The sequence below is a fragment of the Nocardia sp. NPDC006982 genome, from assembly GCF_042869435.1.
Taxonomy (GTDB): domain Bacteria; phylum Actinomycetota; class Actinomycetes; order Mycobacteriales; family Mycobacteriaceae; genus Nocardia.
In genome coordinates this window covers 382627-404316 of the sequence record NZ_JBIAFV010000001.1, presented here as the reverse complement: position 1 = coordinate 404316, position 21690 = coordinate 382627, and the positions used below count along the sequence as shown (strand labels likewise).

Below are 21690 nucleotides of genomic sequence, written 5' to 3'. Positions count from 1 at the left end.
TCGATGCGGACGTGCGTGTTATGAAGTTCGCCGGGGCGTGATGGCGAGGTCGGTCGGGCCGAGGATTCTGCCGAGAGTTGCGGCGAGCGTGTGCAATTCGTCCGGATCGAGCTTGTCGGCGAAGCATCGCTCGATGCTCGCGAGGTAGCCGGGCGCGGCCGCGCGTAGACGCTTCGTGCCCGCATCGGTGATGGCGACGAATGCGGATCGGCCGTCGTCGGGATTGGATTCGCGCGCGACCAGACCCGCGGCGGTCATCTCCGTGACGAGCCTGCTGACCCGAGTGCGGCTGAGCACGACGCGTTCGCCGAGATCGGTCATGCGCAGTGGTTCGACGCCGTCGAGTTCGAGCAGTAGGTCGTACCACGCGAGTGGGAGTCCGAAGTCCCTGCGCAGTTCGGCATCCAAGCGTGGGACGAGGTTCGCGTGCACCCGCAGCAGTGCCGACCATGCGGTGCCGGCCGCCTCGCGATGCTTCTCCGATTGCGTCACGTGCCGATTCTAACAACTTGCGTGCACCCGCACGCATATAATAGCGTGCGCACGCACATAAAATTGTGTATGCCATCAGGAAGGAAATCTCATGACCACAGTCATCGCCCGTGACGAACTGGCCACCGCGATCGAGGCCGGTACGGTGACGGTCCTGGACACCCTCGGTGCGGGCTACTACGAGAAAGCGCATCTGCCCGGCGCGCTCACCTTGGTCGAAGCTGATGTGGAATCCCGAGCTGCGCGTTTGCTTCCGGACCGGCACGCACCCATCGTGACCTACTGCTCGAACAACGCCTGCCAGAACAGCGAGGTCGTCGCGGTCAAACTGCGAGCCCTCGGATATACGAACGTCCGTGCCTACCGCGCCGGCATCCAGGACTGGACCGAAGCGGGCCTGCCGATCGAATCCGAATCCTGAGTCCGGCCGGATCGTGGTCGGGTGGTGCACCGCCCGACCACGGGTTCACTTGACGAGTCGATGCGCAGTCTTGTGCCTGCTAGGGGATCAGCGGATGATCGTAGACGTAACGATTTCTGGTCGGGGGCATCATCATCGTCGATCAGTCAGGAAACGTTGTCATGACCACCAGAATTGCCTCGGCGATCGTCGCGATCGCCATTACCGTGTCTGTTGGCGCTCTCGCCGCTCCCGCGGCATCGGCGGAACCGGTTACACCTACGCTCGGTTCGGTCGTTTTCTGCTTCAACGTCCCGCTGGGTCCTTTCTTCAGCTTCAGCATCTGCGTCTGAGATCGCCGGGCGGGGCAAAAGTCGCGAACCAGCGCGGCATTCATAACAAAGTGAACCTGTCGGTGGGCCGGGCTACCGTGGAGTGATGGCCGCGCATCTGACGCACTGGGGAGTGTTCGAAGCCGAGAGCGATGGGCAGCGGTTGACCGCGGTGCGTCCGTGGCGCGGGGATCCGGAACCGACGGCATTGATCGAGAATGTGGCCTCGGCACAACATCATCCGACGCGCATCGATCAGCCTTACGTGCGACAGGGGTGGTTGGAGCACGGGCCGGGTGCACCGGGCCGCGGCGATGAGTCGTTTGTCCCGGTGTCGTGGGAAACCGCGGTGGAGTTGGTGTCCGGTGAGTTGAACCGGGTGTACGGCGAGTACGGCGCGGAGTCGGTGTACGGCGGATCGTACGGGTGGTCGAGTGCGGGGCGGTTTCATCACGCGCAGAGTCAGGTTCATCGGTTTCTGAACTGTCTCGGCGGTTATGTCCGGAGTGTGCACAGCTACAGTCTGGGAACCTCACAGGTGTTGTTGCCGCATGTGATCGGCTCTATGGGGCTGTTCGATGGGCACGCGACCGCGAAGAGCGTGCTCGTCGAAAACACCGATTTGGTGGTGGCCTTCGGTGGGCTGTCGCCGAAGAACTCCGCGGTGTCGCCGGGTGGTGTGTCGCGGCACAACACGAGAACCTGGATCGCGGCCGCGCGAGCGCGCGGCTGCCGATTCGTATCGATCAGCCCACTGCGCGATGACATTCCGGCGGAGGCCGCGGCCGAGTGGATCGCGCTGCGGCCAGGTAGCGATGCGGCGCTGATGCTGGCGTTGGCCCAGGTGTTGGATGCGGAGGGGTTGGCGGACAACGATTTTCTCGATCGGTACACGGTCGGGTACGAACCGTTCATCGGTTATGTGCGTGGCGAAACCGATGGCGTCGTCAAGGACCCCGCGTGGGCGGAAGCGATCACCGGGCTGGCGGCCTCGCGGATCCGGTCTCTGGCACGGGAGATGGCTGCCGCGCGCACGATGATCAATGTGAGCTGGTCGTTGCAGCGTGCCGAGCACGGTGTGCAACCGCTGTGGCTCGGGGTGGTGCTTGCGGCGATGCTGGGCCAGATCGGTCTGCCAGGTGGAGGATTCGGACACAGTTACGGATCTTGCGCGCACGTCGGTGAACCAGCGCGCGGGCAGTCGGTGCCGAGGTTTCCGCAGGGCGGCAACGGTGTTTCGACGTTCATTCCGGTGGCCAGAATCGCCGATATGCTGCTGAATCCAGGGGAGCCGTTCGATTTCAACGGTATGCGGTTGGTTTATCCGGATATCAAGTTGGTGTACTGGTGCGGCGGGAACCCCTTTCACCACCACCAGGATCTGGCCCGGCTGCACACGGCGTTCACCCGGCCGCAGACGGTGGTCGTGCACGATGCGTTCTGGACCGCCACCGCGCGCCACGCCGATGTCGTCCTCCCGGCGACCATGAGCATCGAACGCGACGACTTCGGCTCCGGGCAGAACGATCGCGAGTTCTTCCCGATGAAGGCGCTCACCCGGCCGCACGGTGCCTCCCGCGACGACTACGCAATTTTCGCCGAACTGGCCGAAAGTATCGGTGTCGGTAAGGAATTCACCGAGGGACGCACCGTCGAGGAGTGGTTGCGGCACCTGTACGAGCAATGGCGCGCTGGGCTCGACGATCCGACGGTGCCGGAGTTCGACGAATTCTGGGACAGCGAGTCGTTCACAGTCGAGGTGCCCGATCCGGAACAGGTGCTGTTCGCAGATTTCCGCGCGGATCCGGAGCGCTTCCCGCTCACCACTCCCAGCGGCAAGATCGAGATCTTCTCCGAAACGATCGACGGGTTCGGATATGCCGATACCCCGGGTCACCCGGTCTGGTTGGAACCGCAGGAATGGCTGGGTGCCGCGACACGGTTCCCGCTGCAGCTCGTCGCGAATCAGCCGCGCACCAAACTGCACAGTCAGCTCGATGTCGGCGCGCACAGTCGGTCGGTGAAAATCGGTGGGCGAGAACCGGTGCGGTTACATCCCGACGATGCCGAGGCACGAGGGCTGCGCGACGGGGATATCGTGCGGATCTTCAACGATCGTGGAAGCTGCCTGGCCGGGCTGGTCGTCGACGACGCGGTCCGGCCGCAGGTCGCGCAGCTGTCGACGGGGGCCTGGTACGATCCGGATCCGGCCGATCCCACCTTCTGTCGGCACGGCAACCCGAATGTGCTCACCGCGGACCGTCCCGCATCGACCCTGAGTCAGAGTTGCGCCGGACAATTGGCGCTGGTCGAGATCGAGCTCTACAAGGGTGAGTTACCGGATGTGGCCGTTGTTCGGCCACCGGCCACGGTCGAGGGCATTTCGTGATGGCGCGGGTGAGGCTGGTCTCAACGGGCGGTCCCGGCTGTGGTCCGGTGTCGGATTTCTGTCAGGATTTCGAATTATGGTGTCGAATCCGTTGCCCGCGGTAGCTCGCCGGATCGCGCAGAAACGCTGGGTCATGCGCACGGCGCCGATCGTGATGCGGCTGGAACGGTTTGTGCGGCGGGTCAGTCGTGGTCGGCGCGGTGTGCTCGATCTGGCGGGTTTGCCGTCGATCGAGCTCACCGTCGCGGGCCGCAAAACCGGGATCCCGCGCACCACATCGCTGCTGTATGTGCCGCGCGGTGACGACTTGCTGCTCGTGGGTTCCAACTGGGGCAGTCCCAAGCATCCGGGCTGGTCGGCAAACCTGCGGGCGGCCGACACCGCCATTGTCGGGCTGAAAGGCGAGCGGTTCGAGGTGACCGTCAGCGAGGTCACCGGTATGGATCGCAAACGTGCCTGGGATCTGGCGGTCGAGTTCTGGCCGGGCTACGAAATGGAATGCGAGCTGTCCGGTGGGCGGATCTTCCGCATTTTCGAGTTGCGCCGCAGCTGAATTCACTGCGCGGCAGGCACGATCGGCGGGCCGGGATGTGGGACCGGTACTGGTGGGGTCAATGCGGCGGCGGGTGAACCCGGCTTGGCGGGTGGTGGCGGTAGGGCCGGTGTGAGCAGTGGCGGGGCGGCGGGTGCGGGAACGACGGCCCGAGGCTTGTCGGGGGTCGGTTCGGGGCAGTCGGGGGCATCGGATTCGGCGCAGGTGGCGGGCACGATCGGGGCCGCATGGGTGACGGTCGACAGCGCGCTCGTGGCGATCGCCAGGACTCCGGCCGCGATCAGGACGGCTCGGCGGGATGCGAGGGCCATGGCGATCACAACCAGATCGGATCGCCGTACACCGCGACCGAATTGTCGGCGGTATCGGTGGAAATGGTCGCGATCACATACGAGCGCAGGCTGACCGGCCCCATGCAGGCGTCGATTTTGATCTGTACCTGATCGGTGGTGATCGAACCATGGGGTCCGGCCAGGGCTTTGGTGCCGAACGGGATGGTGGTGATCGTGCCCGGTTTGAAGGTGGTGGATACGCTGGGCAGTGCCGCGGCCCCGATGCCGACGCTCAGACCGGGAGTCGGGGCGACCATCACATTGACATTCGGCCCGACCGACGCCGCGAGCCCGAGCGAGATGCCATTGGAAACATCGATCTGGCAACCGATTTGGTAACCCAGGGTGAGCGTGCCCGAGTTGACCGATACACTGCCCGCACCGGTGATATCGGCGGCCGCGCGCACACTGACGAAGCCCTCTCGAGTGAAAGCGGTCTCGGCAAGATTGGGAACCCGATCGAGGTTTTCGGCGGTTTTCGTGACCGCGAGCTGCCAGCCGTCCTCGGTGGTGACCGTGCGGGACTGATCCGGCAGTGCATCGGCCGAAGCCGATTGTGCTGGAACGAAACTCAGCACCCCCGCGGCCAGTAGACATAGCGGGACGCCGGTCGAGCTATTCATATTGTCGATCTCCTCGCTTACGTTGCAGTCGAACGATATCCGACGCCGTGCGGCACCTCCGTCGACAGGTCGCTCGTCCAAAACGATGCGTGGTCGGTATCACAGCGCGCAGAATCCGGATATGCGATTCCATGCCTTCAGCGACGATGTGCTTGCCGACCACGATGCGGTGACGATTGCGAAACTGGTGCGTCGGGGCGAAATCGGCGCAGCCGAGGTCGCCGAGGCGGCGCGAGCGCGGGCCGCGCAGGTCGATCCGACATTGCGCGCCCTTGTGGTCTCGGCGGAATCCGCGCTGTCGGCGGGTGATCCGGATGCGCCGCTGTTCGGTGTGCCGACGTATGTCAAGGACAACACCGATGTGCGCGGTCTGCCGACCAATCACGGTACCGCGGCATTCGTCGGGCGGCCTGCCGCCGAGGACGGGCCGTATGCGAAACAGTTTCTGAGCACCGGGATGTCGGTGCTGGGCAAGAGTCGGCTACCGGAGTTCGGTTTGAACGCGAGCACCGAATTCGCCGCGGCCGAACCGACGCGCAATCCCTGGCATACCGACTATTCGCCGGGTGCGTCATCCGGTGGTGCGGCCGCACTGGTGGCTGCGGGTGTGGTGCCGATCGCGCACGGCAATGACGGTGGCGGGTCGATTCGAATTCCGGCCGCGTGTTGCGGTCTGGTCGGGTTGAAGCCGAGCCGAGGGCGGCATATCGATGGTCCGCAGGCGCGGTCGATGCCGATCAATCTGGTTTCCGAAGGTGTGCTCACCCGATCGGTGCGCGATACCGCGACGTATTTCGCTGCGGCCGAACGTCATTGGCGCAATCCGAAGTTGCCGCCGGTCGGTCTGGTCGAGGGGCCGGCGCGGCGACGGCTGCGGATCGGAGTGATCGCCGATTCGATCACCGGCACCGAAACCTGCCCGCAGACCCGGGCCGTAGTCGACGATACCGTCGCGCTGCTGGAGAAGATGGGTCATGAGGTATTTCCGATCGCCTTGCCGGTCTCGCAACGTTTCGTCGACGATTTCACCACCTACTGGGGGCTTTTGGCGTTCCTGATCGAGGCGGGCGGGAAATTCGCGATCGATCCGCGGTTCCGGCCGGGCGATCTGGATGCGTTCACACACGGACTCGGCGCGCTGTATCGCAAGTCCATGGCACGCACACCGGCGATCCTCTACCGCCTTTCACAGGTGCGTCGCGCCTACGCGGGCATGTTCCGCGACCACGAACTGATCCTGTCGCCGGTCCTGGTCCACACCACTCCGCAACTCGGCCACCTGAACCCGACCGTCCCCTTCGACGAACTGTTCGCGCGCCTGATCTGCTGGGTCGCCTTCACCCCGTTGAACAATGTGGCAGGCACACCCGCGATCTCGCTGCCCATGGGCGCCTCCACCGAAGGCCTCCCCATCGGCATGCAATTCTCGGCCGCCCACGGCGACGAACGCACGCTGCTCGAAATCGCCTTCGCCCTCGAATCCGAACGCCCGTGGCGGCGCATCCAGGACTGACCTCGGCTACCCGGGAATCGCGCGCCAATCCTCGCCGAAGGGCCCGGCACGGCGTGCCACCATATCCAAGGCCTCTTCACACGCGCCCTCGATCGCGCGCTGCCACTGCTCGGGCACCAGCCCCAGCCGAATGGCGAGTGCGTATTCGTCCTCGTCCTTCCACCGATAGCTCAGATCCGGTTCGACAATGAGATCCAGATGCAGATCACTGGTATCGACGCCGTCGGCGGTCCGGGTGAACGGCAACTGGAAATTGACGTACCACCACAGGAATTCGCCTTTCTCATTCCACATCGGGGCAATGGCGAAATAGCGATCGGAGTACATGATGGCCAGCCGCGTGGTGTGCTGCCACACCCACGTCCCCATCTCCCACTCCCGGCGCGCATACGCCTCCAGCAAGCGCCCCCGCGCGCCCCGATCGTCCTCCCGCATCGACCTGATCCACAGCTCCGGACCCGCCCCGTGCGTCCCGGGCGTCAACAACACCCGCAATTCGTCGCCGCGATCGGCCACCACTCGCTGCGGCCACTCGGTGAATGCCCGTCCAAAGATCATGTCCCGCACAACAATCGTCCGACCGACAGCGAAAGGCGTCACCGTGCCAGCCTAGGTCACCGAGTGTCCTGCACACCCTTTGCGCTGTTCCCCGAATGGGGCGCGCGGTTTCCGCCGGCGCTGTGACCTCCGACCGCGATCCGGCCCGGGTCGATGCCAAGTTCGGCGGCATGCTCGGCCGACCAAGTCAGCACCGCGTAGGCGTCATCCCAATGCGGCCGGGAATTTGCCTGTCATCGGTTGCGGGAGTACGGGTCTAGAGACCGAGTTTGGTGACGGCGTTGTCTTCCAAGGGGTTTGCGGTGCGAATGTAGTTGTGCACGGTGCGCGGGTTGGACCAGCGGCCCTGGCGCATGATCTCGCGGTCGCTGGCGCCGCCGAGGGCGGCTTGGGTGGCGAATCCGGCGCGCAGTGAGTGTCCGGAGAAGAGGTCGGGGTCGAGTCCGGCGCGTGCGGCATAGCGTTTGACCAGTTCGGCGATGGCGCGCCCGGACATGGCGTCGGTGCCGATGCCGCCGTGGCGGGTAATGGTGGGAAACAGTGGGAGGGTGTCGTTTTCGGTGAGCGCGGTGCCCTGATAACCGTGGCAGCGGTGGATGTCCGGAGATGGGGAAGTCGTTTCGGCGAGCCAGGCACGGACGTCGCCGTGCTCGCGATGCACCTCGAGCAACTGGATCCAATCGGCGAAGGCGCAGACCGGGCAGGTGTGCGGGCGCCGGCCGCGGGGGAGTGCGACGCGCTGTTCCGCGATGCCGGTGGGGTCGGTTTTGGTGGTCGGAAGTTGCACGAGCAGCAGCGGTTCACCGGTGCCGTGGTCGAGATCGACTCGCACATCGGCGATCCGCAATCCGGCGAGTTCGCTGCGGCGCAATGCCCCCGCGAATCCGACGAGCAGGGCCAGCGCGTCGCGGCGGCGCGCGGGCTCGGTGGGCCAGCCAGGTTCCGGCAGCCCTGCGAGCAGTTGTTCGAGGGTGTGCAAGAGCACGGGGCGTTTGCGTTTGGGCTGCGTGCGGCGGGTTCGGCGGATACCGCGCAATGTCAGTCGAACGACATCGGAGCGGGTGGGCGACGGTAATCCGTTGGCGGCGTGCACCGCCGCGATGGCCGCCGACTTGCGCTCGAGCGTGGCCGCACTGAACGCCCACCGCTGCGAACGATCGTCACCGTGACGCAACGCATCCGCTGCCGCTGCCAGGTATACCGCGACGTCGAGCGGATCCGCTGGCAACGCCTGGCGCCCCTCGGCCGCACACCATCCGGCCCATGCGATCCAATCGGTTCGATACGCCCGCAATGTATTCGCCGACTGCGAGGCTTCCAGATAGCGCCGCAACGCCCCGGCCTGCTCATCGTCGAACCGTTCGCGCACCAACCGCAGCGCCACGGTATCGACCAGCACACTGCGCACGCCGCGCCGCAACTCCGTGCGCACCGACTCCGGCACCGCGACCACCGCATCGCCCACGCGCTCGCTCCCATCCATCCGGCCCGGACCGGCCGAGCTTCGACGACCAACACTATGCGCTCTGCGGCGATTTCCGAGCCGCCGCAGCGACTCGGCGATTCCGCTGTGGTCGCAACAGTGATCAGTCGGGAAGTGGCACCAGTCGCTGGGCATCGTCGAACAGATAGGACTCGGCGACCCGTGCCGCGGTGAGCGCGGCCAGAGCGGTGGCCGCGAGCAGCATGTACATGACCACGATCTGGTAGCGAATAGCGGTGAGCGGATCGACACCGGCGAGGATGAGGCCGGTCATGGCGCCGGGTAGGCTGATCAGCCCGACGACCTTCGTCGCGTCGATCGTAGGGATCATTGCGGTGCGCAGTGCGGACCGGCGGTGCGGCAGGAAAGCCTCGCGCGCCGAAAGACCCAGGCACAGGCGGGCTTCGATGGCGGGGCGCGCATTGCGCGCGTCCTCGTGCAGTCGACGCAGTGCGATACCGGTGGCCTGCATGGCGGCCGAGACGATCATGCCGCCGACCGGGACGACCACACGAGCGTGCGTGGAGATCACCCCGAGCAGAATGAGAGCGCCCAGGGTGATGGCCGACCCGGTGCCGACCCCGATGGTCGCAGCTCGGCGCGCTCGCGGCACACCTCGGCCACGGCGTCCCGCCACCTGCCCGGCGATCAGCACCATCAATACGACCCAGGCGAGCGCACCCGGTAATCCGGTGTGCCGGAACAGGATAAGCAAAATGGCGCCGACCGCGACCAACTGGGCTCCGGCGCGGGTTGCGGCGATGAGCAGCTCGCGGGTCAGATGCAATCGCTGACGGTAGGCGATCGCGGCGGCTACTGCGACGAGCACCAGCGAGGTCGCCACACCCGGCCACCCGGGTACGGAAAGCTGTTCTGTCACTGGGGTTTCCGTTCATCGCTAGGAGACAGGTGCCCGTGTTGCAGTGTCCAGGTGTCGTCGGCCACCTCGGCCACGAAGGCGGTGTCGTGGCTGACCAGGATGACACCGCCGCCGGAGGCGGTGTGCTCGCGAATGAGAAATGCCACCGCAGCAGCGGAGTCCGCGTCCAGTGCGGAGGTCGGTTCGTCCAGCAACAACACCTCGGGTTCTACGGCCAGCGCCCGCGCCAGGCACACCCGCTGCGCTTGACCGCCGGACAATTCGAGACAGCGCCGCTCACGGAAGTCCGGTAAGCCCACCCGAGCGAGCAGCGTGTCGATGCGATCGGATGCGAGATCGCCACGGCCGACCCGGATCTCATCGGCGACGATATCGGTGAGCAGTGTCGGTCGCTGTGGCACCAACCCGACGCGGCGGCGCAGGTCCGGCGCGGGGAACCCGGTGATCGGGACGTCACCGAGCAGAATGGTGCCGCTACTCGGTTCGTCGAGCCGGTTGAGCAGCCGCAGCAGCGTGGTTTTGCCGGTCCCGCTCGGCCCGACCACCGCGGTGCACCGACCTCCCGGAAACGTCGCGGAGGTGTCGATGAGTATCGAGGTTTCGCCGTGGCTCGCACTGACCCGATCCAGACTGATGTTCGGCACCGTCCCACCATTCCCTATCTGCGCAAGTGTTTCCTGACGGGGCCGGAAATCCGGCCGATCACGGTGCGAGTGGACGCGGCCTGCGCACATGCCCGACGATGGGCGGATGTCGCTCGGTACGCATGAGGTCGATCTGTTCGAGAGCACCAGGGACCGTTTGGAGGCGATCGCCTACCGGCTGCTTGGGTCGGCCGGTGATGCCGAGGACGCGGTGCAGGAGACGTTTCTCCGGTGGCAGGCCGCCGACCGCGACTATGTCGAGACGCCCGAGGCGTGGCTGACCAAGGTGCTCACCAATCTGTGCCTCAACCAGCTCACCTCGGCACGGGCCAGGCGGGAGACGTATGTGGGCCAGTGGTTGCCCGAACCCGTATTCGCCGGGGACCCGATGCTCGGCCCGGCCGATACCGTCGAGCAGCGTGAATCGGTATCGATCGCGATGCTCACGCTGATGGAGCGGCTATCGGCCAAGGAGCGGGTGGTGTACGTCCTGCGCGAGGCGTTCGGGTACGCGCACAACGAGATTGCCGAGATGCTCGATATCACCGAGTCGAACTGCCAGCAGATCTATCGGCGCGCCAAGCAGCATCTGGCCACCGATCGGGTTCGCGTGGAGGTCGACGAGGCCGCGGCGCGCAGGATCGTCGAGGAATTCCTCGCCGCGGCGGTCAGCGGCCGGCCCGAGACGCTGATCAGCCTGTTGACCGATGACGCCATCAGCATCGGCGACGGCGGCGGCTTCATCGCGACCCTCAACAGGCCGATCGTCGGTGCGACGCGCGTCGTGCGGTTCCTGCGTCTGGCCATCAAGCCGACCGATGCCAAACGGAACATGCTGGGCGGCAGCCCTGCCATGTTCGCCGCGGTCGCCAACGGCGGGCCCGCGCTGGTGATGGTGGTCGGTGACCGGATCGTCGGCATCGTGTCCTTGCAGGTGACCTCCGACGGCATTGCGGCCATCCACGCCCAGGCCAACCCGGAAAAGCTCGAGCGCGCCACCCGCAGGTGGGCGACTTCCGAACACGGAGCACCCCTCCTCGAATCTTGGTGACCCACATCACAGTCCACTCCTGTCAGTATTCGTGCCGCTGTCCGGTTCAGGAAGCGAACCCACCGAGACAGGAGTAAGACCATGAAGCACCGCATCGTCGTCCTCGGAGCCGGATACGCCGGAGCCATCACCGCCGGACGTCTCGCCAAGCGGCTGCACCGCGACGACGCCGAGATCACCCTGGTCAATGCCGACCCCGAATTCGTCGAACGGGTGCGCATGCACCAGCTCGCGAGCGGGCAGGATCTCCCGGTCCGGCCACTGCGCGACGTCTTCGCGGGCACCGGCGTGCAGGTCCGGATCGCGCGGGTCACCGCGGTCGATGTGGACCGCAAGACCGTCGAGCTGACCGGGGAGAACATCGGCTACGACACCCTCGTGTACGCCCTCGGCAGCACCATCGCCGACTACGGTGTCCCCGGTGTCGCCGAGCACGCCTACAACGTGGCCGGGAAGCAGGCGGCGCTGCGGCTGCGGGCACGCCTGAACCAGTTGCGGGCGGGCGAGACCGCGCTGATCGTGGGTGGCGGTCTGACCAGCATCGAAGTGGCCGCCGAAATCGCCGAGGCACGCCCGGACCTCGAGGTCGCGATCGCCGCGCGCGGCGGCGTCGGCGACTGGCTCGACGAGAAGGCTCAACGCCATCTGCGCCACGCTTTCGCGCGGTTGGGCATCACCGTCCACGAACACGCCGACGTCACACAGGTCACCGGGAACGGTGTGGTCACGAGGTCGGGTCAGGACATCTCGGCCCAAATGACCGTGTGGACAGCGGGTTTCGCCGTACACCCGATCGCGGCCGCGACCACCTTGGCGGTGTCCGACTCCGGACGAATCGTCGTCGACGCCACATTGCGCTCGGTCTCGCATCCGAACGTGTACGCCGTCGGCGACGCCGCGTACGCCGAAGGGGTCGGCGGCAAACCGCTGCGGATGGGCTGCGCCACCGCAACCCCGATGGCATGGCAGGGCGCCGACGCCATCGCGGCGCGCTTGACCGGCCGCAAGGTTCCCGACGCCCCGATCGGCTACGCCAGTCAGTGCATCAGCCTCGGCCGCCGCGATGGCATCGTCCAGAAGGTGACCCCCGACGATCAACCGACGTCCAAGGTGGCCACGGGCCGGATGGGCGCCCGCATCAAGGAGCTCATCTGCGCGTCCGCGGCATGGAGCATCTCCCACCCGACCCTGATGCTGCCCAGCCGTCGGCGCCACCTCATGGCAATCGGCGACGTGGAGCCCCAGTTCGTCACCCGGTGACGCGGCCATCCGACCGCAGTTCGAGCCCGAAGCCACCGGTCCGCATGACGACGGACCGGCGGCTTCGGTTGGGGTGCGAATGTTGGTGCGGCAGAGCTTTATTCGTGCGGCAGCCGAGCGCTGCGGCTGGTGCACAAGCATCCGAGCCCGGCGTGGACCGAGGGCAATGAACTTTTCGGCCCACAACTGTGCGCTCAGCTGACGGCAGCACCGAACCACTTCGGCAGCACGCCGATCAGATCCTGCTGATCGTCACCGACCCACGCCACATGCCCGTCCGGGCGCAGCAGCACCGCGGGCACCTCCAGTTCCTCGCTGACATCGACGACGTGGTCGATCCGATCCGCCCAGCCTGCCACCGAGAGCCGGCCGGTCTGGTCGAGCAGTAGTCCGCGGCCGCCGCGCATCAGCTCGTAGAGGCGACCCCGATTCAGCTTCACATCCCGCAGCCGCCGACCGAGCAGTTCATGCCCCTCGCCGAAGTCGTAGCGGACCCCGATCGCAATGATCTGCTCCAGCAGATACCGGTTCACCTCGTCGAAGTCCATCAGTTTCGCCACCAGCCGGCGCACTGCCTGGGCACCCGGCTCGAGCGAGATCAGCTCCGCCTGCGCCCGGGTGTTTTCGAGCACGTCGGCGGCCACCGGACGCCGTTCGGTCTCATAGCTGTCCAATAACCCCACCGGCGCCCAGCCGCCGACCTCGGCGGCCAGTTTCCAGCCGAGATTGAATGCGTCCTGGATACCGAGATTGAGACCCTGCCCACCCATCGGCGGGTGGATGTGCGCCGCATCGCCGGCCAGCAGCACCCGGCCGACCCGGTAGCGCTCGGCCAAGCGGGTCGCGTCGCCGAAACGCGAGAGCCAGCGCGCGGAGTGCGCACCGAAGTCGGTGCCGGCGAGCTCTCGGAACTGATGCTTGAGCTCGTCCAGAGTCGGTGGGACCCTTGGGTTTTCGGCCAGGCCCGCAGCGGGTGCGCCGATACGGTACACCCCGTCTCCGAGGGGCACGGCGCCGAAGCGCAGCTGGGTTTTGCGGACTTCGTCCACCACAGCGGCTATCTCTTCCGGCGGCGCGGTCAGCTCCACCTCGCCCAGCAGCGTCTCGTTACGGGTGGGCTCGCCGGGGAAATCGACGCCGAGCAGTTTGCGCACCGTACTGCGGCCGCCGTCGCAGCCGACGACGTAGCGCGAACGCAATTGCGTGCCGTCGGCCAGCTCGACGCTCACCCCGTCATCGTCCTGGCTCAGCCCTACCACCTCACAGCTGCGGCGAATTTCGACGCCGAGTTCGGTGGCACGCTCGATCAGCAGGCGCTCGGTGACGGTCTGCGGAATGGACAGCACGAACCGATACGTGGTGTCCAACCCTTCCGGCTGGGGTTTCCTGATGCCCGCGAAGAAACCGCCGAGCGGGTACTGCTTCCCGAGCGCGAGCACCTGATCCAGCAGACCGCGCTGATCCATCAATTCGACGGTGCGCGCGTGTATGCCGAGCGCACGCACCACCTTGGTCGGCTCCGCATCCTTCTCCAGTACCAGCGCGTCCACGCCGCGCATGCGCAGCTCACTGGCCAGCATCACGCCGGTCGGTCCGCCGCCGGCAACGATCACATCAATCATGGAACCCCTCTTTCGACATGCCGCGAGACCCCCACCCGCACTGTCCTCATTTCCGCAGGTACTGGCTTCGGCTGGACATTCTGCAGCACGACCGGGGTCTTGCCGCAAGACCCGGGGTGCGATATATGTTGAAAGGGATGGGGAGTGAATTACCTCCTTGCCTTTCTTTTCAGTGATCCATCGGGGACGTGCAACCTCATCGCCCGCTTCGACGCCCAGCACGAAGGCGTGATATTTCTCGGGTACTTCCTACTCGAAGCCGACCAGATACCCGAGATCGAATTCCCCGAGGACTAGACCGCATCGGATGCTGCCCTGCTGCTCGGCGGTGCTGGTGTACGCGGCGATCATTTGTCCTGCTCCGGGCGCCGCACCGGCTTGCCGGAATCCATGTCGACCCGAATCGGTTCGCCCCCAGCGTGTTCGAGGGCGGCGGCCGTCTGATTTGTCGTGTCGGATTCCGGCGGTTCGTGCTGTCCGCCGAACGACATGACATCTGTTACTCGGTATGCAGTAGGTCCAGGGTGTCGAACTGGTGCGTGGACCAGATGCGACGCGAGTGTTCCTCGGGGTAGGGCTGGGTCGTCGGCTCGGCGTTGTAGACGCGGGTGGTTCGGGTGTGCGGATCGTAGGGTGCCCAGTCCGGTTCGCCCGTGGTCGCGAAGGTCACCCAGTCGGTGCGCATGCGATGGGCAACGTGGGTGATCTCGTTCGCGGCGTTCGGGTGGGCGGATCGGTGGGCGCGTACCTCGTCGCTACCGAGGGTGCCGAATATGAGGAGGAAGTCGAGGCAGTGTGAGGCTCTCTGTTCCCGGTTGAAGCTCCAGCACAGTTCGTAGAGCCGCACCCGTCCGCCTCCGGCGTGCGCGGCATCGGCCAAGTGCAGGCTGGGCATCCGAAACAGCCAGTCGGTGTTGAGGATTTCGTAGCGTTGCCCGGGTGTGGCGTCCGGGTAGGCGGCGCGGTAGATGCTGTCGGTGTCCGTGGTAGGTGCGAGATGGTCGAAGGCTGCGGTCATTCGCGCATCGGTCGGCTCGCCGCCTGGCCGGGACGTGTACAGCCGGTATTCGTCGCGGGTGTGGCCGATGAGCAGGTCGATATCGTGTGCCGCGCCGCGGGCGAGTGCACGCCATGGCGCATCCGGGAGCAGGGTGCCGTCGACGACAGGTGAGAACGGTGTGGGTGTGAGCGCCATGGGACCCCACGATTCGACGAATTCCGGCATCTTCTGGATCACCACCTCCGTCGCGTCGGTCAGTGCGCGCGGTGTGATACGGGCCAGCTCACCGACGGTGGCCCGCACGCCGAGTTGCGCGGCGATCGTCGTGGAGATCGCGGTGGCGAGCCTTTCGGAGAAGTACGTGCCCGGCATGCTCTGACTTATCGCACGGCGAAACAACCCGGCCGCCATCGGCATAACCAGCAGAGCAGCAATGCACGCTGCCCCGGCGGACTGGCCGAAGACGGTGACGTTGTCCGGATCGCCACCGAACGCGGCGATATTTTCCTGGACCCACCGCAGTGCGGCGATCTGGTCGAGAATGCCTCGGTTGTCCGGAGCGTCGGCTATGTGGGCGAAGCCGTCCGCGCCGACGCGATAGTTCATGCTGACCAGCACCACACCGGACCGGGCCAGAGTCGCACCGTCGCAGTGCGGATTTGCGGAGTTGTTCTCCAGGAAGGTGCCTCCCTGGATCCACACCATCACCGGCAGTCCCGCGGCACCGAGGTCAGGGGACCAGACGTTGAGCGACAAACAGTCGGCGGAACCGTCATCGACGCTGCCGGACAGCGACGACATCACCGAACCCGTATGGGCCACTTGGGGAACCGGTGGACCGAATTCGAGCGCGTCACGGATGCCATCCCACCGCTGTGCCGCAACGGGAGCGCCGAACCGACGTGAGCCGACCGGTGGCTCGGCGTAGGGGATACCGCGGAACACTGCGAGGGTATTGTCCCACCTGCCACGCACAACTCCTGCAGCCGTGCGGATTTCAGGTTCGATATTCACTCGGCGTACTCACTTCCCTCGATAGGTCATCTGCTGCGTGGCTCGCAGTCGTCGACGAGCGCTCTAGCCCCTGCTCCACCTCACTCGTCGCCCAACCCCGCCCGCAGCCACGAACACAGGCCGAACCCATCAGTCTGCACCTTCGGTCTTGAATCCGATTGACTCTCAATAGCATTCAGCACACACGGATAAGGTTTGGATCGAAACGGCGTGGAAGACAACAAAACTCGATGTCGCGAGGCGCCGCGCCCGAATGTTCGTCAGCCATTGCTGCCGACGGTCGAACGGCAAGTGGTCGATCATGTACGAACATATCTCGATTCCATTCGACCCGACGAGCTTTCGAGCATGGCTCGCATCGGAGAAGGATCAGGCTGCTGCCCGATCCTTCATTCGACAAAGCCTTCACGTCGGAAGAGTGCGTTCCAACTCCGCACCCTCATCGTGCGGCGATAGGAGCGGGCTCGGGGTGTCGAGTAGCGCCTACAGTCGAGCCGGGTCAGTCCAGACAGAACTCGTTGCCCTCGGGGTCGGTCATCACGATGTGGCCGGCATTCATCGGGGGACCGGGCTCGTAGCGATGCACCCGTGTCGCTCCCAGCGCGACCAGCCGGTCGCACTCGGTCTCCAGCGCCGCCATCCGTTCCTCGCCCTGTAGTCCGGGAGCCGCACGGACGTCGAGGTGGACGCGGTTCTTGGCGACTTTGTCCTCCGGCACCTGCTGGAAGAACAGTCGTGGGCCGTGCCCGTGCGGGTCCTCGATGGCCGATCTCGTATTGCGCTGTTCCGGCGGTACACCGATACGAGCGAGGAACTCCTCCCATGCGGCAAGCGGGTCGGCATCGGCGGGCAGGTCGACTCCGGGCGGGCCGGGGTGGACGTAGCCCAGTACCTCGCGCCAGAAGGTGGACAGTGCCTTCGGGTCGTGGGCGTCGAAGGTGATCTGGATGTGCCGGCTCATCGGGTTGCTCCGTTCGTGGCGGATTTCATGTGCAGGTAGAGGTCGCGCAGCAGGCAGACCTCGGACAGGTGGTGGATCAGCTCGCGGTGGATGTGCAGCACCAGATCGGCCATGGGCAACTCGGGGAAGGGCTCCTTCGCGCCGACCGGGACCCGGAGCCCGGCCTCGCCGAGGCCGCGCACCCCGGCCAGCCAGACGTCGAGCTGGGCCTCGAGTTGGTCGAGCGCAGTGGCCGCACCGGGCGCGTACTCCCACGTCTCGTACGACGCCGCCGGCGCGCCGAAATGTGCTGCGTTACGCGCCGCGAGCACGCCGACGATGACATGACCAAGTCGCCAGGCGATCGTGGTGAAGGCCGCGGGGACCGGCTGGGGGAAGGCGTAGTCGATCGTGAAGTCCCCGGCACCGACCTGCACGGGCGCCGTCGAGCTGCCGCGTGGGCGCACGCTCCAGGCGTCTGGCACCGGCGACCAGAAGTACTCGTCGTCGGTGAGGCCGTCGAGCCGGGCTCGGATCTGATGGTTCCAATGGAACTCCCACTGCTCGCGCAGCGTCCGGTTCCAGTCGAGTTCGTCTGCATCCATGGAGTTACCCTGACACGGCTAGCGGACAGAATCGGTCCGCTATGTCTGACAAGGTGGGCGACATGGACGTGGAGCGGCGTACGACGGAGCGGGTGCTCACCCTGCTCGGGCTGCTGCAGCAACGTCAGATCTGGACCGGCCCCGAACTCGCCGACCGGCTCGGGGTCACGCCGCGCACGGTACGGCGCGATGTCGAGCGGCTGCGTACGCTCGGCTATCCGGTGCATGCCAGCCAGGGTGTCGGCGGCGGCTACCAGCTCGGCGCGGGGCAGGACCTGCCGCCGCTACTGCTCGACGACCAGGAGGCGATCGTCACCGCGGTCTCGCTACTCGTCGGCGCGGGTGGCGCGGTCGCCAGCGCAGGCGACGCAGCACTGCGGGCGCTGACCAAGCTCGACCGGGTGCTGCCCACCCGGTTGCGGCACGAGGTGCGCGCGCTCTCCGGCTCGGTCGAATCCTTCGGCGGCGGCCGCACGCCGGTCGACCCCGCGGTGCTCATGTTGCTGGCCAGAGCCTGCCGCGACGAGGTCGAGGCAGGCTTCGACTACCCGTCCGGAAGCGAGGTGCGGCGGCGGCAGGTCGAGCCCTACCGTCTGGTCGCCTCCGACCGGCGCTGGTACCTGCTCGCCTATGACGTCGATCGCGACGACTGGCGCAGCTTCCGCGTCGACAAGATGACCGAGGTGTCGGCACGGACCTGGCGCTTCCGCCCGCGCCCGGCGCCCGACGCGGCGACATACGTGCAGGAGAGTGTGGCGAGCCGGGTCTACCCGCACCAGGCGCGCTTCCTCGTGCACGCCTCGGCCGACACCGTGCGTGTGCAGATTCCAGCGTCAGCGGCCGTCGTACGACCGCGAGGAAATGAGCGCTGCGAGGTACTCAGTGGCGCTGAAAACCTCGACGCCGTGCTCATGCACGTACTTCTACTGGGGCACGACTTCGAGGTACTGGACCCACCAGAGCTCGGGAGGCGCTGTCGCGTGCTGGCGCAGCGACTGCTGTCGGCCGGTGCAACGATGCCGGACGTGGAGAACTCGTAAGCCGCGACCATCGCCAAGATGGGTGCAGCACAAGGCAATGCACCATGGCGTCACCAGCTTGGTCCGGTGGCCTGTGCGACCGCTCGCGCCAGTGGTAGGCCTCGGTGGCGAAGACCGGCTCGAATCCCAGCTCCCGCAACGTCTTCGCGGCTGCCTCGCTGCGGAGCACGTTGAGCAGGTGGACGCCGCACTGGCGGGCGAACAGGGTCACCGGTCGGCCTACCGCACCGTTGGCGACATCGACTGCGATCCACTCGCCGGGTTCGGGTCCTCGAGCGGCATGAGGCGCTCATGGCATGGCCAGCAGCTGGCGCGGTCTCGTCGAACACCGTGTCCGGCACCCTGGTTCGAGAATCCGAACTGACTCGTTCGCGAGGTGGGCCAGGGTACCCAGTTTTTCATTGATTCCGTTGGTAATTCGTTTCGTATGTACAAACCAAACGAAAACGAAACTCTGACAGCCGGATTGCTAGGGTTCAGCGATACCTGACCCCCGATAATGTTCACTTATCGGGGGTCAGATCCAACGGGTTGGGGCTCGAAGTTCTTGGGGCGACACGGGTTTCGTTTCGTGTGAATACGTTGGAATCACACGAAACCAACGCTACGATTCTGCGGTGTCCAACGTATGCAACTACCCGGGATGTGCTCGACCGATTACGCGCGGGGGCGGGCCGGGGCGGCCCTCGGAATACTGTGATCACCCGGAGCACACCCGATGGCGCGCTTGGCGAGAACGGCAACGGCAACAACAGGAATCGCAGACACCGGCGACTGCCGTCACAGTGACGCAACAGGGTCCGGTGACGGTGGCTCGGTTGCGCGCCGATGAGCTGCTCACCCAATTCCGTGGACTGGCCGATCAATTGGGGAACACGCTCAATGCGGCGGTGGCCGAGCTGTCCACGCTTGCCGATCCGGCGATCGCCGAGGCGCAGGTGCAGGCCGTGCAGGCCGATGCGGCACGGCGCATCGCCGAGGCCGAGGTCGCCACGGTGGCCGCGGATCAGGCGCGCCGCGAAGCGGAGGAGGCGCGCGCGGCCGCGGAATCGGCCGCCGACGATGCGGCCGGCGCGGCCGAACATGCGGAATCACTGGTGGCCGAAGCGGATACGGCGCGGTCGGATGCGTTGCGTGAGGTCGAACGGGTCACCAAACAGGCCGCCGACGATGTCTTCGCGGCACGCAGCGAAGCCGAGGCCGAAATCCGCACCATCCGCCGCGAAGCGGCCGACGATGTGGAACGCGCGCGGCAGCAGGCCAGTGAGGATGTGGAACTGGCGCGCCGGAAGGCGACAACCGAAATCGAACAGATACGCCGCGAGTCCGCCCAACAGATCACCGCGGCCGGTGCCGAACGCGATCTGGCAGTACAGCGGGCGGCCGATGCCGAGCGCGCCATCGAACGCGCCGAACAGGCCGTGGCCGAACGCAATCAGGCCGTCGCGGAGGCGCGCGAGGAACTGCACCGACTGCGCGAGGAACTGGATCGCACGCGCAGTGAACTCGTCGAGGTGCGCCGCACGGCAAGTGCGGAGGTCGCTGCGGTGCGTGCCGAATCGGTGGCCGCACTCGATCAGGCACGGCGCGAAGCCGCGGAACGGTTGGCCACGCTGGACGACGCCCGCGCCCAAACCCTGGCCCGCGCCGAACGCGCCGAACGCCAGCTCGACCATATGGTCGCCGAATCCCGCCACAGCCGAACCGGATCGGCGACCGACGGCGCTCCCGGATAGGGGCAATCAAACGGGCACCCGTTGTCCGGGTACCGATTCGGATCGACAGGTGTTCCGGCTCACGCACCGCGTTCAACCGCGCAGCTGCACGTTGAGCCGTGCGGCCTGTCGCGTGAGGTGGTCGCGTTCGGGAACGCTGGACGCCGAGCGGGCAGCTTCGCTGTAGAGCCGTGCCGCGGTCACCGGGTCACCGTCACGTTCGTGCAGGTACGCCGCGACGGCCGCGTAGCGGGGAAGAGCGGGATCGAGCTCGGCCAGGGCGGCCAAGCCGGCCCGCGGGCCGTCGGCCTCACCGACCGCGACGGCCCGGTTCAGGCGGGCCACCGGGCTGTCGGTGAGGCGCACCAGTTCGTCGTACCACTCGACGATCTGCACCCAGTCGGTTTCCTCGGCCATCCGGGCATCGGCGTGCAGCGCGGCGATGGCGGCTTGGGCCTGGAACTCGCCGAGACGGTCGCGCGTGAGGGCTGCCTGGAGCACCTCGACTCCCTCGGCGATCAGGCGGGTGTTCCACAGGCTGCGGTCCTGCTCGGCAAGAGGTACGAGCCTGCCGTCGGGGCCGATCCGCGCCGGGCGCCGTGCGTGGTGCAGCAGCATCAGCGCGAGCAGGCCCGCGACCTCCTCATGGTGGGTCTTGGCCGCCAGCTGGCGAGTCAGCCGGATCGCCTCGCCGGCGAGATCGACGTCGCCGGAATAGCCCTCGTTGAAGACCAGGTAGAGCACGCGCAGCACAGTGGCGACATCACCGGGCTGGTTGAACCGGACGCCCGATACGGTCCGCTTGGCCCTGCTGATCCGCTGGGCCATGGTCGCCTCGGGCACGAGGTAGGCCTGCGCGATCTGACGCGTGGTCAGGCCGCCGACCGCACGCAGCGTGAGCGCGACGGCCGAAGCCGGTGTCAGCGACGGGTGTGCGCACAGGAAGTACAGCTGCAACGTGTCGTCCACCGCCTCACCCGGGCCGGGCACGGGCTCGACCTCGACGAGCGCCTCGCGCCGCTGCCTGGAGGTATCGGCGCGGGCAGCGTCGAGGAACTTGCGCCAGGCCACGGTGACCAACCAGCCCTTGGGATCCCGCGGTGGATCATCCGGCCACACCCGCACCGCTTCGATCATGGCGTCCTGCACGGCATCCTCGGCCGCCGCGAAGTCGGCTCCGCGACGGACGAGAATCCCGATCACCGTGGGAGTGAGGGTCCGAACCAGGGCCTCATCCACCGTCC

The 21690-nt window shown here is 66.5% G+C and carries 22 protein-coding genes and 1 pseudogene; 9 read left to right on the top strand and 14 right to left on the bottom strand.

Annotation, left to right across the window (positions count from 1 at the left end; genetic code table 11):
* Positions 1-18 precede the first annotated feature (18 nt).
* Positions 19-492: a MarR family winged helix-turn-helix transcriptional regulator gene (locus ACFYOW_RS01960; RefSeq protein WP_387283608.1), complete on the bottom strand. Its 474-nt coding sequence runs from the start codon at positions 490-492 to the stop codon at positions 19-21.
* A 91-nt stretch (positions 493-583) separates the two neighbouring features.
* On the opposite strand from ACFYOW_RS01960, the gene ACFYOW_RS01955 reads away from it, so the two are divergent.
* Positions 584-913, top strand: coding sequence for a rhodanese-like domain-containing protein (locus ACFYOW_RS01955; RefSeq protein WP_387283606.1), 330 nt, complete (start codon positions 584-586; stop codon positions 911-913).
* A 142-nt stretch (positions 914-1055) separates the two neighbouring features.
* Here ACFYOW_RS01955 and ACFYOW_RS01950 read toward each other — a convergent pair whose 3' ends face one another.
* Positions 1056-1289 (bottom strand): hypothetical protein, encoded by a 234-nt coding sequence (locus tag ACFYOW_RS01950; RefSeq protein WP_387283604.1) that lies wholly within the window; start codon positions 1287-1289, stop codon positions 1056-1058.
* Positions 1290-1330: 41 nt separating this feature from the next.
* On the opposite strand from ACFYOW_RS01950, the gene ACFYOW_RS01945 reads away from it, so the two are divergent.
* Positions 1331-3613: a molybdopterin guanine dinucleotide-containing S/N-oxide reductase gene (locus ACFYOW_RS01945; protein WP_387283602.1), complete on the top strand. Its 2283-nt coding sequence runs from the start codon at positions 1331-1333 to the stop codon at positions 3611-3613.
* 76 nt (positions 3614-3689) lie between these two features.
* Positions 3690-4166 (top strand): nitroreductase family deazaflavin-dependent oxidoreductase, encoded by a 477-nt coding sequence (locus ACFYOW_RS01940; RefSeq protein WP_387283600.1) that lies wholly within the window; start codon positions 3690-3692, stop codon positions 4164-4166.
* Positions 4167-4168: 2 nt separating this feature from the next.
* Here ACFYOW_RS01940 and ACFYOW_RS01935 read toward each other — a convergent pair whose 3' ends face one another.
* Both ACFYOW_RS01935 and ACFYOW_RS01930 read right to left on the bottom strand, forming a co-directional pair.
* Positions 4169-4477 (bottom strand): hypothetical protein, encoded by a 309-nt coding sequence (locus tag ACFYOW_RS01935; RefSeq protein WP_387283598.1) that lies wholly within the window; start codon positions 4475-4477, stop codon positions 4169-4171.
* 5 nt (positions 4478-4482) lie between these two features.
* Positions 4483-5121, bottom strand: coding sequence for an MspA family porin (locus ACFYOW_RS01930; protein WP_387283596.1), 639 nt, complete (start codon positions 5119-5121; stop codon positions 4483-4485).
* A gap of 121 nt (positions 5122-5242) precedes the next feature.
* On the opposite strand from ACFYOW_RS01930, the gene ACFYOW_RS01925 reads away from it, so the two are divergent.
* Positions 5243-6634: an amidase gene (locus tag ACFYOW_RS01925; RefSeq protein ID WP_387283594.1), complete on the top strand. Its 1392-nt coding sequence runs from the start codon at positions 5243-5245 to the stop codon at positions 6632-6634.
* A gap of 6 nt (positions 6635-6640) precedes the next feature.
* Here the strand turns inward: ACFYOW_RS01925 and ACFYOW_RS01920 are convergent, their stop codons facing one another.
* The 5 genes and pseudogenes from ACFYOW_RS01920 to ACFYOW_RS01900 form a co-directional block, all read right to left on the bottom strand.
* Entirely contained in the window at positions 6641-7234 is a 594-nt protein-coding gene (locus ACFYOW_RS01920) for a DUF402 domain-containing protein (RefSeq protein ID WP_387283592.1), read from the bottom strand.
* A gap of 59 nt (positions 7235-7293) precedes the next feature.
* Positions 7294-7401 (bottom strand): annotated as a pseudogene (locus tag ACFYOW_RS01915) (alpha/beta hydrolase); the annotation flags it as partial.
* Positions 7402-7448: 47 nt separating this feature from the next.
* The gene (locus tag ACFYOW_RS01910; protein WP_387283590.1) at positions 7449-8657 is read right to left on the bottom strand and encodes a site-specific integrase; all 1209 of its coding nucleotides are present in this window, start codon (positions 8655-8657) and stop codon (positions 7449-7451) included.
* Between the two features lie 121 nt (positions 8658-8778).
* Entirely contained in the window at positions 8779-9555 is a 777-nt protein-coding gene (locus ACFYOW_RS01905; protein WP_387283588.1) for an ABC transporter permease, read from the bottom strand.
* Positions 9552-10199: an ATP-binding cassette domain-containing protein gene (locus ACFYOW_RS01900; RefSeq protein ID WP_387283586.1), complete on the bottom strand. Its 648-nt coding sequence runs from the start codon at positions 10197-10199 to the stop codon at positions 9552-9554. The genes ACFYOW_RS01905 and ACFYOW_RS01900 overlap by 4 nt, the downstream gene beginning before the upstream one ends.
* A gap of 106 nt (positions 10200-10305) precedes the next feature.
* Between ACFYOW_RS01900 and sigJ the strand changes: the two genes are divergently transcribed.
* Both sigJ and ACFYOW_RS01890 read left to right on the top strand, forming a co-directional pair.
* On the top strand, positions 10306-11250 hold the full coding sequence (sigJ, locus tag ACFYOW_RS01895; RefSeq protein WP_387283584.1) for an RNA polymerase sigma factor SigJ: 945 nt from the start codon (positions 10306-10308) through the stop codon (positions 11248-11250).
* Positions 11251-11331: 81 nt separating this feature from the next.
* A complete protein-coding gene (locus ACFYOW_RS01890) occupies positions 11332-12510 on the top strand; it encodes an NAD(P)/FAD-dependent oxidoreductase (protein ID WP_387283582.1) in 1179 nt (392 codons plus the stop codon).
* 194 nt (positions 12511-12704) lie between these two features.
* Here the strand turns inward: ACFYOW_RS01890 and rox are convergent, their stop codons facing one another.
* On the bottom strand, positions 12705-14132 hold the full coding sequence (gene rox / locus ACFYOW_RS01885; protein ID WP_387283580.1) for a rifampin monooxygenase: 1428 nt from the start codon (positions 14130-14132) through the stop codon (positions 12705-12707).
* A gap of 144 nt (positions 14133-14276) precedes the next feature.
* Between rox and ACFYOW_RS01880 the strand changes: the two genes are divergently transcribed.
* Positions 14277-14429, top strand: a complete 153-nt coding sequence (locus ACFYOW_RS01880) for a hypothetical protein (RefSeq protein WP_387283579.1) — start codon at positions 14277-14279, stop codon at positions 14427-14429.
* 202 nt (positions 14430-14631) lie between these two features.
* Here the strand turns inward: ACFYOW_RS01880 and ACFYOW_RS01875 are convergent, their stop codons facing one another.
* From ACFYOW_RS01875 to ACFYOW_RS01865, 3 genes are all read right to left on the bottom strand, one after another.
* The gene (locus ACFYOW_RS01875) at positions 14632-16146 is read right to left on the bottom strand and encodes a carboxylesterase/lipase family protein (RefSeq protein WP_387283577.1); all 1515 of its coding nucleotides are present in this window, start codon (positions 16144-16146) and stop codon (positions 14632-14634) included.
* 499 nt (positions 16147-16645) lie between these two features.
* Positions 16646-17107 carry a VOC family protein gene (locus tag ACFYOW_RS01870; RefSeq protein WP_387283575.1) on the bottom strand — a complete coding sequence of 154 codons (462 nt, stop codon included), beginning with the start codon at positions 17105-17107 and terminating at the stop codon, positions 16646-16648.
* A complete protein-coding gene (locus ACFYOW_RS01865) occupies positions 17104-17691 on the bottom strand; it encodes a DinB family protein (protein ID WP_387283573.1) in 588 nt (195 codons plus the stop codon). Before ACFYOW_RS01865 ends, ACFYOW_RS01870 begins: the two co-directional genes overlap by 4 nt.
* A 62-nt stretch (positions 17692-17753) precedes the next feature.
* On the opposite strand from ACFYOW_RS01865, the gene ACFYOW_RS01860 reads away from it, so the two are divergent.
* Both ACFYOW_RS01860 and ACFYOW_RS01855 read left to right on the top strand, forming a co-directional pair.
* Positions 17754-18731, top strand: coding sequence for a helix-turn-helix transcriptional regulator (locus ACFYOW_RS01860; protein ID WP_387285972.1), 978 nt, complete (start codon positions 17754-17756; stop codon positions 18729-18731).
* 785 nt (positions 18732-19516) lie between these two features.
* Positions 19517-20467 carry a hypothetical protein gene (locus ACFYOW_RS01855; RefSeq protein ID WP_387283571.1) on the top strand — a complete coding sequence of 317 codons (951 nt, stop codon included), beginning with the start codon at positions 19517-19519 and terminating at the stop codon, positions 20465-20467.
* A gap of 72 nt (positions 20468-20539) precedes the next feature.
* Here the strand turns inward: ACFYOW_RS01855 and ACFYOW_RS01850 are convergent, their stop codons facing one another.
* The gene (locus tag ACFYOW_RS01850; protein WP_387283569.1) at positions 20540-21685 is read right to left on the bottom strand and encodes an RNA polymerase sigma factor; all 1146 of its coding nucleotides are present in this window, start codon (positions 21683-21685) and stop codon (positions 20540-20542) included.
* Between the last annotated feature and the right edge of the window lie 5 nt (positions 21686-21690).

What these genes read in the sequence shown, in the direction of transcription:
- ACFYOW_RS01955 (WP_387283606.1), top strand. Translation starts at nt 584, where the DNA reads ATGACCACAGTCATCGCCCGTGACGAACTGGCCACCGCGATCGAGGCC.
- ACFYOW_RS01950 (WP_387283604.1), bottom strand. Translation starts at nt 1,289, where the DNA reads ATGAATGCCGCGCTGGTTCGCGACTTTTGCCCCGCCCGGCGATCTCAG.
- ACFYOW_RS01945 (WP_387283602.1), top strand. Translation starts at nt 1,331, where the DNA reads ATGGCCGCGCATCTGACGCACTGGGGAGTGTTCGAAGCCGAGAGCGAT.
- ACFYOW_RS01940 (WP_387283600.1), top strand. Translation starts at nt 3,690, where the DNA reads ATGGTGTCGAATCCGTTGCCCGCGGTAGCTCGCCGGATCGCGCAGAAA.
- ACFYOW_RS01935 (WP_387283598.1), bottom strand. Translation starts at nt 4,477, where the DNA reads ATGGCCCTCGCATCCCGCCGAGCCGTCCTGATCGCGGCCGGAGTCCTG.
- ACFYOW_RS01930 (WP_387283596.1), bottom strand. Translation starts at nt 5,121, where the DNA reads ATGAATAGCTCGACCGGCGTCCCGCTATGTCTACTGGCCGCGGGGGTG.
- ACFYOW_RS01925 (WP_387283594.1), top strand. Translation starts at nt 5,243, where the DNA reads ATGCGATTCCATGCCTTCAGCGACGATGTGCTTGCCGACCACGATGCG.
- sigJ (WP_387283584.1), top strand. Translation starts at nt 10,306, where the DNA reads ATGTCGCTCGGTACGCATGAGGTCGATCTGTTCGAGAGCACCAGGGAC.
- ACFYOW_RS01890 (WP_387283582.1), top strand. Translation starts at nt 11,332, where the DNA reads ATGAAGCACCGCATCGTCGTCCTCGGAGCCGGATACGCCGGAGCCATC.
- rox (WP_387283580.1), bottom strand. Translation starts at nt 14,132, where the DNA reads ATGATTGATGTGATCGTTGCCGGCGGCGGACCGACCGGCGTGATGCTG.
- ACFYOW_RS01870 (WP_387283575.1), bottom strand. Translation starts at nt 17,107, where the DNA reads ATGAGCCGGCACATCCAGATCACCTTCGACGCCCACGACCCGAAGGCA.
- ACFYOW_RS01865 (WP_387283573.1), bottom strand. Translation starts at nt 17,691, where the DNA reads ATGGATGCAGACGAACTCGACTGGAACCGGACGCTGCGCGAGCAGTGG.
- ACFYOW_RS01860 (WP_387285972.1), top strand. Translation starts at nt 17,754, where the DNA reads ATGGACGTGGAGCGGCGTACGACGGAGCGGGTGCTCACCCTGCTCGGG.